At 37.7% G+C, this 12,374-nt stretch carries 10 protein-coding genes and 2 other annotated features; of the genes, 1 reads left to right on the top strand and 9 read right to left on the bottom strand.

Annotation, left to right across the window (positions count from 1 at the left end):
• Nucleotides 1-24: 24 nt before the first annotated feature.
• The 7 genes from ACQKNR_RS15685 to zapA all read right to left on the bottom strand — a co-directional run bounded on the left by ACQKNR_RS15685 (nt 25) and on the right by zapA (nt 9,111).
• On the bottom strand, nt 25-1,224 hold the full coding sequence (locus ACQKNR_RS15685; protein WP_427318680.1) for a class I SAM-dependent rRNA methyltransferase: 1,200 nt from the start codon (nt 1,222-1,224) through the stop codon (nt 25-27).
• A 236-nt stretch (nt 1,225-1,460) separates the two neighbouring features.
• Nucleotides 1,461-2,786 (bottom strand): branched-chain amino acid transport system II carrier protein BrnQ6, encoded by a 1,326-nt coding sequence (gene brnQ6 / locus ACQKNR_RS15680; protein ID WP_427318679.1) that lies wholly within the window; start codon nt 2,784-2,786, stop codon nt 1,461-1,463.
• Nucleotides 2,787-2,900: 114 nt separating this feature from the next.
• Nucleotides 2,901-3,152: a binding site (T-box leader), on the bottom strand.
• A gap of 107 nt (nt 3,153-3,259) precedes the next feature.
• The gene (locus ACQKNR_RS15675; protein WP_427318678.1) at nt 3,260-3,949 is read right to left on the bottom strand and encodes a 23S rRNA pseudouridine(2604) synthase RluF; all 690 of its coding nucleotides are present in this window, start codon (nt 3,947-3,949) and stop codon (nt 3,260-3,262) included.
• A gap of 196 nt (nt 3,950-4,145) precedes the next feature.
• Entirely contained in the window at nt 4,146-6,506 is a 2,361-nt protein-coding gene (locus tag ACQKNR_RS15670; RefSeq protein ID WP_427318677.1) for an endonuclease MutS2, read from the bottom strand.
• Between the two features lie 19 nt (nt 6,507-6,525).
• On the bottom strand, nt 6,526-8,244 hold the full coding sequence (polX, locus tag ACQKNR_RS15665; protein WP_427318676.1) for a DNA polymerase/3'-5' exonuclease PolX: 1,719 nt from the start codon (nt 8,242-8,244) through the stop codon (nt 6,526-6,528).
• A 56-nt stretch (nt 8,245-8,300) separates the two neighbouring features.
• Nucleotides 8,301-8,840 carry a CvpA family protein gene (locus ACQKNR_RS15660; protein WP_000565405.1) on the bottom strand — a complete coding sequence of 180 codons (540 nt, stop codon included), beginning with the start codon at nt 8,838-8,840 and terminating at the stop codon, nt 8,301-8,303.
• A 1-nt stretch (nt 8,841) separates the two neighbouring features.
• Nucleotides 8,842-9,111: a cell division protein ZapA gene (gene zapA, locus ACQKNR_RS15655; protein ID WP_000082701.1), complete on the bottom strand. Its 270-nt coding sequence runs from the start codon at nt 9,109-9,111 to the stop codon at nt 8,842-8,844.
• Nucleotides 9,112-9,235: 124 nt separating this feature from the next.
• Here zapA and rnhC point away from each other — a divergent pair, with 124 nt between their 5' ends.
• On the top strand, nt 9,236-10,171 hold the full coding sequence (gene rnhC / locus ACQKNR_RS15650) for a ribonuclease HIII (RefSeq protein ID WP_427318675.1): 936 nt from the start codon (nt 9,236-9,238) through the stop codon (nt 10,169-10,171).
• Between the two features lie 174 nt (nt 10,172-10,345).
• On the opposite strand, the gene ACQKNR_RS15645 is transcribed toward rnhC, so the two are convergent.
• On the bottom strand, nt 10,346-10,480 hold the full coding sequence (locus ACQKNR_RS15645; protein WP_088293470.1) for a YuzL family protein: 135 nt from the start codon (nt 10,478-10,480) through the stop codon (nt 10,346-10,348).
• Nucleotides 10,481-10,571: 91 nt separating this feature from the next.
• Complete coding sequence (gene asnS / locus ACQKNR_RS15640) at nt 10,572-11,963, bottom strand: asparagine--tRNA ligase (RefSeq protein WP_427318674.1); 1,392 nt, start codon at nt 11,961-11,963, stop codon at nt 10,572-10,574.
• 52 nt (nt 11,964-12,015) lie between these two features.
• Nucleotides 12,016-12,267: a binding site (T-box leader), on the bottom strand.
• Nucleotides 12,268-12,374: the final 107 nt, after the last annotated feature.

Raw genomic sequence — 12,374 nt, 5'->3', positions numbered from 1 at the left:
ATTGAGCTCCTTTTCTTATTTTCATTACCCTTTAATTTTTTCGATGAAAACTACTTTTAAATAGTCTCCCTCTTTAAATTGATCAATTGTACGGAAATCTTCGGGTAAAGAATGTTCTTCTAATATTTTATATTTTCCGTTCATTTCTTTAAATGCAGTGTCGATAAACCCTTTAAACTTTTTCATATCGAATGTACTACAATTCGTAGAAGCAACGATAATACCGTTATTCTCTGTAATCGCAATCGTCTCTTTTAATAAGTTTTTATAGTCTTTCGCTGCGCTAAATGTATACTTTTTAGAGCGTGCAAAGCTCGGAGGGTCTAATACAACCATATCGAATTTCATCTTTTTCTTCGCAGCATATTTAAAGTAAAGGAATACATCTTCTACAATGATATCTTGCGCTTCATAATCAATTCCGTTCACACTAAATTGCTCAATTGTTTTACTTAAACTACGATTTGCAAGGTCAACACTCGTTGTTTTACTCGCTCCGCCAAGCGCTGCAAATACAGAGAAAGCGCCTGTATAAGAGAACATATTTAACACAGTTCTTCCCTGTGCATATTTATCACGAATTTGTTTTCGAACGTTACGCTGATCTAAAAATACACCAACCATCGCTCCGTCATTTAAATAGACAGCAAAGTTCACACCATTCTCTTTTACGATAAGCGGGAACTCACCGCGCTCTCCTGCTACGAAATCATCGCCTTCAATATATTTCCCTTTCGTATCAAAACGCTTTTTCTCATAAATACCTTTAAAGTTAGCGACTTTTTGAAGAGCTGCTATAATCTCATCTCTGAAAGTATAGATCCCTTCACTATACCAGCTTACTACGTAATAGCCGTCATAATAATCGATGATTAAACCGCCAAGACCATCGCCTTCACCATTCACAACACGGAATGCTGTCGTTTCATTTGATTTATAAAAATGTTTTCGTTTATGTAAGGCAGATTTGATTTTACTTTCAAAGAAAGGTTGATTAATTTGCTCTTTCTCTTTTCTCGTTAAAATCCATCCGTATCCTTTATTTTGTTTTCCGTAATAGCCTTTTCCGATGAATTGGTTCTTCTCATCTACTACTTTGATGATTGTCCCTTCTTCACTCACATCATTTAAATTTTGTATAGCATCTTTTAAAATAAGTGGATATCCACTTTTAATTTCCTTTATAAACTTCGGTTTTATTTTTATAGTTACTTCAGATCGCATGTAATGTCTTCCTTTCCATTTGAATGCTTTCTAATTCGTAGGAAGCATTTAAAAAACAAGACTGAAAAAACAGCCCCGTTTCACTATACCATATTATTGCTTTTCTAGTACAACTAGCCTACCCTCTCGCATAACCGCTATATATTTACTAACTTTTGAAGTGAACATCTTACTATCTACAATAACCGAAAAAATTTATATAAAAGAGACTTTCTATCATAGAAAGCCTCTTTTCTTTACTTTTCTACAGCAACTTCTTGTTTTTGAAACAAAGAAATTACATATCCAACTGCAATACCTACCATGGCAGGTACTAACCAACCAATCCCTACACTGTATAATGGAATTTTATTTAAAATAGGCGCTAATGCAGCAATCTCAAGATTTGCATTGTGCAATCCATCGAAGAAGCTAATCATAAATGCTCCTACAATACCACCTACATACATTACTAAAGGAAGACGAACATAGTTTTCAACAAGTGATAAAACGATCAATACAATGCCAATCGGATAAATTGCAATTAAAATTGGTAATGCTAATGCGTTTAACTGAGTTAATCCAAGATTTGCTACCATAAATGCTAATACACAGAAAATGAAAACGACTTTTTGATAAGAAAGCTTTGGCAATAAGGAAGAAAAGTACTCCCCACAAGCAGCAACAATACCTACCGAAGTTGTTAAACATGCTGCTGTAATTGCGATCCCCAGTAATAAAGTTCCGTAACTTCCAAATAAATGATTCACAACGTTTGTTAAAATAATTCCTCCGTTCGCGCCCATTCCAAGTGATACACTAGAAGCCCCCAGATACGCAAGCGCTAAATACACAAGTAGCAAACCAAGTGCTGCAATAACCCCTGCAAAGATTGTTACTTTCGCAATGCTTTTCTTATTTGTAATCCCTTTTGCTTTTAAAGCATGAATGACAACATTCCCGAATACAAGTGCTGCAAGTCCATCTAAAGTTAAATATCCGTCAATAAAACCTTTAAAGAGCGGAGCACTATATGCTTCTGTCGGTGCACCAAATTCTCCAATTGGTGTAATAAGTGCTTTAATCACGATAATTGCAATAACAGCTAATAAAATTGGCGTTAATACTTTACCGATGCGGCCTACTAATTTTGAAGGATTTAAAGCTAAATAAAAAGTTACCGCAAAGAAAATAAATGTAAAGATAACAAGCGGATAGGATTGACCAGCTATCTCACTTGGTAAAAACGGTGCAACACTCATTTCATAAGCAACTGTTCCTGTACGCGGAACACTTACGAATACGCCCAAGCATAAATAAATTGCAGTAATAAAAACTAGTGCGAATACAGGGTGTACACGTCCCGCTAGCTCATTAATATCTCCCTTTAGAGCGATAACAATTACTCCTAATAAAGGCAATCCAACGCCTGTTACGATAAAACCAAACAACGCGATCCATACATCTGTTCCAGCACCTTGCCCTAACGCTGGTGGAAAAATCATATTGCCTGCACCAAAAAATAGTGCAAATAACATTAAACTTATTGCAAACATCTCAGAAAACTTTAAAGATGATTTCATTTCTACTAACCTCCTAAATGATTAATTAACAAAATATTCTGAATTAAAATCCGTCACATATCCTCTTTCAAGCATACTTCCCCGTAAAAGAACGCAAAAAACACCCGTCCCTAACAAAGGGACGAGTGTTGAAATCGTGGTTCCACCCTTATTCTAATAAAATGAATTTATAACAAAATAAGCTCATTTTATAGCTCGTGTAAATTGATAACGGTTTTATCCGCCAAGAATTACAATGCATCACGCAGTTCACTCTTGGAGTTTAGAGGTGGTAAGCATGTCTTTTCGTATTAGGAAGCTCACAGCCTAAGGCTTCCCTCTCTGAGAATCGTAAAAAACAACTCATGTCCTCATCATTACTTTTATAAAATATCTTGTCGAAACTTGTTGTTTTTTATTATATGGGCTATTTTTTAAAAAATCAATAGTTTTATTTTTTCTGACAAAAAAATATAGGGAGAAAACTTTTCTCCCTATAACTGCCCTATTAATGTTTCTAATTCCTCAGCTGTAACGCTCCGCCATTTCCCTACCTCAAGCTCATTTAGTTCTATATTCATAATGCGCACTCGCTTTAGCTTTATTACAGTGAACCCGAAAGCACGGCTCATTCTACGAATTTGCCTGTTCATTCCTTGCGTTAAAACGATGCGAAATGTTGATTGATCGACTCTCGTCACTTTACATGGCTTCGTCATCCCATCCTTAATCTTTACACCGCTGGACATCATATCAATAAACCAATCTGTAAATGGTTTATCGACTGTAACAACATATTCTTTCTCATGCTCATGATCTCCGTGTAAAATTTGATTCGCAATCGCACCATCATTCGTTAATAAAATGAGTCCCTCCGAAGCTTTATCTAATCGTCCAACAGGAAAAATCCGCTCTGGATAATCGATATAATCAATGATGTTTCCTTCAATCGCTTCAGCTGCTGTACAAGTAATTCCGACTGGTTTATGAAAGGCGATATACACCTTTTCTTTCTCTTCCTTTGCAATAACCTGTCCATCAATCGTTACAACATCACTTTCGTTAACGAAGGCACCGTGCGTACATATTTCGCCGTTAATAGCCACGCGTCCCGCTTTAATAAGACGGTCTGTTTCGCGTCTAGAGCAGGATTTTGCTTCGCTTATGTATTGGTTGATTTTCATGTTTTATTCCTTTTCGTGTAGATTAAAAACGTCAATCTATGGCAATATCATTATGCCAAGATTGACGCTCTTTTACTTCGCAAAAACAACTAAATAAATAACCCCAATCACCAAAAATATTCCACAACAAGCTAACAATACTTTTGCAAGTTTGTCCATAAACATATAATGGTTTCCCCTTTTGTTTGGTTGTTTGCTATTTTAATTCGACAACTGTTACACCTAGGCCTCCCTCGCCCATATCACCGTAACGGAAGCTTTTCACACCGCGGTGCTTCTTCAAGTAATCTTGTACACCTTGGCGAAGTGCTCCTGTTCCTTTACCGTGAATGATTGATACACGGGGATAGCTTGCAAGCTGGGCATCATCTAAATATTTCTCAACGCGCACCATTGCATTTTCAAATCGTTCACCACGAAGGTCAAGTTCTAGTGAAACGTGATAGTCTCTACCTTTTACTGTTGCAACTGCTTTTTTCTCTGTTTGCTTCGGCGTGTTGATGTATTCCATGTTAGACTCTTTTACTTTCATCTTCAGAATACCGATTTGTACGCTCCACTCTGTATCACTTACTTTTTCAAGTAATTGACCTTTTTGACCGAACGTTAATACTTTTACTTCATCACCTGCACGTAATTGTTGTTTCGGCGCAGTGTTTTTCACGTTTACTTTTTGTTTTTTCACAAGTTCTGGCGCTGCGCCTTCTAGACGACTCTTCGCTTCAATAAGCTCGTGATCTTTCACGTTTGCAAGCTGGGCTTTACGCAACTGACGAAGTTCTTGAATAATGCCTTCTGCTTCTTTCTTTGCAGCTTCGACTTTTTCTTCCCCTTCTTTTTGCGCTTTTAATAATCGTTCATCACGCTCTTCGTTAAATTCAACAATTTGACGTTGTAATTCGCGATGAAGTTTTTCAGATTGCTTGCGCAGTGCCTCTGCTTCGTTCCAGTCACGTTCTGCGTTCTTTTGACTTTCTTCTAACTTCGCAATCATATTTTCAATTTTATTCGTATCTGTACTTATATGGTTACGAGCTCGATCAATAACGCGATCAGATAATCCAAGGCGCTTCGAAATCTCAAAGGCGTTACTGCGTCCTGGTACACCGATTAATAATTTATACGTTGGGCTTAATGTATTTACATCAAACTCAACACTCGCATTAATAACCTGCTCACGGTTATATCCGTATGCTTTTAATTCCGGGTAATGCGTCGTTGCGACAACGCGAGCACCGCGATTACATACTTCATCTAAAATTGAAATTGCTAGTGCAGCCCCTTCTTGCGGGTCTGTTCCAGCACCTAATTCATCGAATAAAACTAAGCTTTCAAAATCAGCTTTTTCTAAAATATCAACAATGTTCACCATATGTGAGGAGAACGTACTTAAACTTTGTTCAATTGATTGCTCATCACCGATATCAGCAAAGATATTTTTAAATACACAAATCTCTGATTCATCCATTACTGGAATGTGAAGACCGGATTGCGCCATTAATACACAAATACCAACTGTTTTTAGTGTAACGGTTTTACCACCCGTATTCGGTCCTGTAATAACAATCGTCGTGAAGTCTTTACCGAGCATAATGTTATTTGGCACAATAATTTCCGGATCAATAAGCGGATGACGTGCTTGTCTTAAATCCATATAACGTTCGTTATTTACGATTGGCTTCGTTGCTTTCATTCGTTTTGCATAAAAAGCTTTCGCAAAGATGAAGTCAAGATTCGCAACTACTTCTACGTTAGATAAAACGATATCCGCTTCTACTGCTACTTCTTCTGTTAACATCAATAAAATTCGTTCAATTTCTTGTTTTTCTTTCACTCGTGCTTCTTGAAGCGCGTTATTTAATTCTACAATGACTTGCGGTTCAATAAATAACGTTTGACCAGAAGCAGATTGATCGTGAACAATACCGCCATATACACCGCGGTATTCTTGTTTTACCGGGATTACGTAACGTTCGTTACGAATCGTTACAATCGCATCTGATAACATCTTTTGTGCGTTTGAAGAACGCGTCATATTCTCTAACTTTTCACGAATACGGCTTTCCGCAGTACGAATTTGGTTACGAATACCACGCAGTTTATCACTTGCGCTATCGACTACTTCACCGCCGTCACCGATGCAATTTGTAATTTTCTTTTCTAAGTCATATAAAGATACAATTTGAGCGACATGTCTTTCTAAAATCGGAAGTTCCACACCGTTATCAACCATATCTTCGATGAAACGTTTCATTTGGCGACTACCGTACATCGTATTTGCAATATCAAGTAGTTCGTTTGGACTTAACATACTTCCGATCTTTGCACGCTTCACATTTGAGCGAACATCAGTAATACCACCTAATGGTGCACTCCCTTTTAAACGAATGACTTTCGCCGCCTCATCCGTTGTATCTTGCATTTCTACAATTTCTTCAAAATTAGTGCTCGGCACTAAATTCTTCACTTTATCACGACCAAGTGAAGAGGCTGTATGTTCAAGTAATTGTTCTTTTACTTTATTGTATTCTAATACACGCAACGTTCTTTCTAACATGTTGCAGGTCCCCCTTGTGTTACTTATTACGTTTAATATAGTCTAATAAACGTTCAATATCCCACGTGTTAATCACGGTATCTTTTTGAATCCACCCTTTACGTGCAGCCGCTACACCTGTTTCCATATCTTCTAACATTTCAAGTGTATGAGCATCCGTATTAATCGCTACTTTCACACCAGCGTCTTGTGCTTGCTTTAATAATTTCGCGCTTAAATCTAGACGGTTCGGATTCGCATTTAATTCTAAAACTGTATTTGTTTCTTTTGCGAGCTCAATTAATAAATCTGTATCTACATCGTAACCCCCGCGGCGTCCAAGAAGACGTCCTGTCGGATGGGCAATCATTGTGACATGCTTATTCTCAAGGGCCGTACGCAGACGTTTCATAATCGTTTCACGGTCCTGTGAGAAGCTAGAGTGAATCGCTCCAATAACATAATCTAATTCTGCTAATACTTCATCATCAAAATCAAGTGTTGCATCCGGTAAAATGTCCATTTCAATTCCACGTAAAATTGTAATGTCTGGATACTTTTCATTCATGCGTTCAATTTCTTTCGCCTGCTCGCGAAGGCGCTCTTTCGTTAAACCGTTCGCTACTTTCAAGTATTGTGAGTGATCAGTAATCGCCATAAACTTATATCCACGAGCACGGCACGCTTGTACCATTTCTTCAATGGAAAAAGCACCGTCACTCCATGTTGTATGCATATGTAAATCACCTTGTATATCAGAGAACTGAATTAAGTTTGGATACTCTTTAATTAATTCAATTTCTTTTCCATCCTCACGCACTTCTGGCGGGATAAATGGAAGACCGAAATGAGCAAAGAATTCTTCTTCAGTCTCGAATGTTTTCACTTCACCTGTTTCCAAGTTCTCTACACCGTACTCACTAATTTTTTCGCCTTTATCTTTTGCAATTTGGCGCATTTTTACGTTATGGTCTTTTGATCCTGTGAAATGGTGAAGAGTCGTAATAAATTCTTCTGGTTTTACTAAGCGGAAATCGATCGAAATATCATATTCATACTGAAGACGAACAGACACTTTCGTATCACCGCTCGCGATTACTTCAATCATATTATCGAATTGCAGTAAATGCTCACGTACTGCTGCTGGTTCTGTCGTTGCAATAATGAAGTCTAAATCCTTCACTGTCTCACGAACACGTCGTAAACTACCAGCGCGAGAGAAACGGATTACTTCAGCAATATTCGACAATTTCTCCTCTATTTCCCCGGCAATAGGCAATACCATCGCAATTGGTAAACGCTCTGGACGAGAGCCTACTTGATCGATTGCTTCTAGTATTTTCTCTTCTGTTTTTTTACCGAAACCAGCTAAAGCTTGTACTTTATTTTCCTCACAAGCAGCTTTTAACGTCTCCATATCAATAACGCCTAGCTCTTTATATAATTTAGCCACCTTCTTACCACCAAGGCCTGGTAGTTTTAATAACGGCAATAAGCTACTTGGTACTTCTTTTTCAAGCTCTTGTAATACTTCTGATGTTCCCGATTCTATATATTCTTGAATAACTGCTGCCGTTCCTTTTCCGATGCCCGGAATCTTTGTGAAATCTTCAATTTCAGAAAGACTACGATCATCACTTTCTAGAGCTGCCGCTGCTTTACGAAATGCAGATATTTTAAATGGATTCGCGCCCTTTAGTTCCATAAAAAGCCCGATTGTCTCCAGTAATTTAATAACTTGTTTTTTATTTACTTTCATCATTGCCCCCGCCTTTCTTTCATAGAAAAAAACTCCTCTTTCCGAAAAAAGAGAAGTTATACTCTGCTACCTGTCTGCCATAGCTCCTTCACCTTTTCAGAAAGAATCGGTGTATCGTCTACAATTATTTTGCTAATTGATGATTTTTGTAATGGTGTTTGTATTTGTTCAATCGGAAGAATGTTTCCAACGATAATTAAGACAAACAAAATAATGTATACTTCTAAAAATCCGAGGATTGCCCCCGCAAACGCATTTACTTGCTTTAAAACCGGTATTTCTGCAAACATATTTAACAAATTACCAAGCAATGAAAGTGCGATTTTTGTAATAATAAATAATACGATAAACGCAATCGCTTGATAAAATACAGTTTCAATATTATTTGCATCAATCCATTCTGGAACAGATACATTTTTATCAAATGGATACGGAATAAATTTCGCAAGTGCTGGCGCTAAATCTTTACAGTACCAGTATGCAACAAGGTATGCGATAATAAAGCTTGTTAACTTTACAAGTTGCAGAATAAACCCTCTGCGTAAGCCGAGGAAAAATCCCATAACAAGCAGTAAAATGATAATAATATCAATCATGTTATTCCATTCCTTTTTTTGTCATACTTTCTTTCAACTTTTCATGTTCTTCTTTTAATTTTATGTAATCGTGTATGACGTTTACCGCCGTCAATACCGCTAGTCTACTCGTATCAAGCGAAGGATTCTTGGCATTGAGTTCGCGCATTTTATCATCCACAATCGCTGCTACCATGCGGATATGACTTGTACTTTCATCGCCAACAACTGAATATTGCTGACCATAGATTTCTACATTAATTCGACTTTTCTTTCCCTTTTGTTGTGACAACTCACCGGCCTCCAATCACGTACAGAATCCTAAAGTTTATCATACCATGAACCTTCATAATATGGAAACAGAAAGAACAATCCGATATGATAAAAATAACAATATAAAAAAAGGAGCGACCATTTTGTCAAATTCTATCGTAATACAAACAAGTTCTACAGTAATTGAAGACATGAAACAACAATATAAACAAGCGTTAAGCCCGAAAATTCCGCAGGGCGGTATCTTTATGGCAAAGGTGCCATCTTGCACAATTACAGCGTATAAATCTGGAAAAGTAATGTTCCAAGGAGGACGTGCTGAAGCAGAAGCTTCTCGTTGGCAAACTGTCTCTCAAACACCGAAAACAGCTGTAAAAAAATCGGTCGATTCACATCGTTATGCTCCGCCTACTTCCATCGGTACAATGTCTATTGTAGGGTCTGATGAAGTTGGTACTGGTGATTACTTCGGACCGATGACAGTAGTTGCTGTATATGTGGACGCAAAACAAATTCCGCTCTTAAAAGAACTTGGTGTAAAAGATTCCAAAAACTTAAACGATGCCCAAATTGCTGAGATTGCAAAACAACTCCTTCACGTTGTTCCTTATAGCTCTCTCGTTCTTCACAATGAAAAGTATAATGAGCTATTTGATAAAGGAAACAACCAAGGTAAACTGAAAGCTTTACTACACAATAAAGCCATCACAAACTTATTGACAAAAATTGCGCCTACAACACCAGAAGGCATCTTAATCGACCAATTTACGCAACCTGATACATACTATAAATATTTAGCGAAACAAAAACAGGTACAGCGTGAAAATGTTTATTTCGCTACGAAAGGTGAGAGCGTTCACTTAGCGGTAGCCGCTGCTTCCATACTAGCCCGTTACTCATTCGTAAAACAATTTGACGAACTAAGCAAAAAAGCCGGTATGTCACTTCCAAAAGGTGCTGGTAAACAAGTTGATATCGCCGCTGCTAAATTAATTCAAAAGCTTGGTAAAGAAAGATTGCCTGAGTTTGTGAAACTACATTTTGCTAATACAGAGAAGGCGTTTCGCTTATTAAAATAGTATCGACAAAAACAGGAGCCTGCAAACTCCTGTTTTTTGTTTCATATTGCCTCAATTCAATATAATTGCATGTACTATTTTCCTCTTCCCTCTCCTAACTATATCGCTAAATCAACTCATTTTTCGTGATTCCCCTATAAAAAGGGAGAGCCACCAAGACTCTCCCTTTTTATATTAGCTTCGTTTCTGCTTCTTATTTGATGAAGATACTTTATGAGAACCGGTTTCATGTGTCGTTGTTCCTTGTCCTTCTACTTCTGGAGAACCTAGGACTGATCTAGAATGATCTGTTTTCACTTTTTTACTCATTTATATTCACCCCTTCGCGTTACTTTTTGCTATGAGGTAATAAACTATTCAAAATAAAAAGCGAGAGGAATCCCTCTCGCTTTTTTATATTTTAGAATTCAGAAGAACCTGGAGTTCTTGGGAATGGAATTACGTCACGGATATTAGCCATGCCAGTAATATACATTAGGAAGCGCTCGAAACCTAGACCGAATCCAGCGTGTTTTGTACCGCCGTATTTTCTAAGTTCTAAGTACCACCAGTAGTCCTCTTCGTTCATACCTAGTTCTTTAATTCTGTCTACTAAAACATCCATTCTTTCTTCACGTTGGCTTCCGCCGATTAATTCGCCGATGCCAGGAACTAGAAGGTCAGTAGCAGCTACTGTTTTACCGTCTTCATTTAAGCGCATGTAGAATGCTTTAATGTCTTTCGGATAGTCAGTTACGAATACAGGGCGTTTGAAGATTTCTTCTGATAAGTATCTTTCATGCTCTGTTTGTAAGTCAATACCCCATTCTACTGGATATTTGAAGTCAGCGCCTGATTCTTGAAGCACTTTAATTGCTTCTGTATAAGTGATGCGACCGAAGTCAGAGTTGATTACGTTGTTCATGCGCTCTAGAACTGTTTTATCAACGAAGCTGTTGAAGAATTCCATTTCTTCTGGTGCATGCTCTAATACGTATTTCATTGCATATTTCAGCATATCTTCTGTAAGGTTCATTACGTCGCCTAATTCAGCAAATGCAATCTCAGGCTCAACCATCCAAAACTCAGCTGCGTGGCGAGTTGTGTTAGAGTTTTCTGCACGGAATGTAGGTCCGAATGTGTATACATCACGGAATGCTAATGCATAAGCTTCAGCGTTCAGCTGTCCACTTACTGTTAAGTTTGTTTCTTTACCGAAGAAGTCTTTTGATTCATCAACTTTTCCGTCTTCACCTTTTGGTACGTTGTTTAAATCTTGCGTTGTTACGCGGAACATTTCGCCAGCACCTTCTGTATCACTACCAGTGATGATTGGTGTGTGAACATGTACGAATCCACGCTCTTGGAAGAACTGGTGAATCGCAAATGCTGCAATAGAACGTACACGGAACGTTGCAGAGAATGCATTTGTTCTTGGACGTAAGTGAGCGATTGTACGTAAGTATTCAAACGTGTGACGTTTCTTTTGAAGTGGGTAATCAGAATCTGATAAGCCCTCGATATCAATTTTTTCTGCTTTAATTTCAAATGGTTGCTTCGCTCCAGGTGTTGCGATTACTTTACCTTCTACTTTAACTGAAGAGCTAAGTGGAAGCTTTGCAATTTCTTTGAAGTTATCTAATTCTGTATCGAAAACGATTTGAACGCTTTTGAAGAAGCTACCATCGTTTAATTCGATGAAACCAAATGCTTTTGAATCACGTAAGTTACGAATCCAACCTGATACTTGTACTGTTTGATCTGCATACTTTTCTGTATCTCTATACAGACTTTTTACTAATGTGTTTTCCATAGTGAAATTCTCCTTTGCTGATATATTTAAATACAAAAAAACCTTTCATCCATAAAGGGACGAAAGGTTTAGCTTCGCGGTACCACCCAATTTGTCATAAAGACCAACTTTAACTCGTATGTAATACATACTTCCCGGTTTGTAACAGGCCGGATTCCCGTCTAAGTCTACTCTTGAATACAAGCTTCAATTTCGGTTAGCAACTCCAAGGTGTTCTTCACATATACCGCCTCATCAGGCTCTCACCGTCCCTGACTCGCTTTGGATTATAGTATATACTACTTTTCCTTATCATCGTCTTTCATTTTGTTAAACTAAAATTAATGTACTACATTCGAGAGAAAGATGCAAGATGCCTTGATATATATCGGTGATTTTTGCAATTTATCGACCGCAACTTCAAATTTATCA

Source organism: Bacillus sp. NPDC094077, assembly GCF_050279465.1.
Lineage (GTDB): Bacteria > Bacillota > Bacilli > Bacillales > Bacillaceae_G > Bacillus_A.
This window is presented reverse-complemented; position numbering and strand designations above follow the sequence as displayed.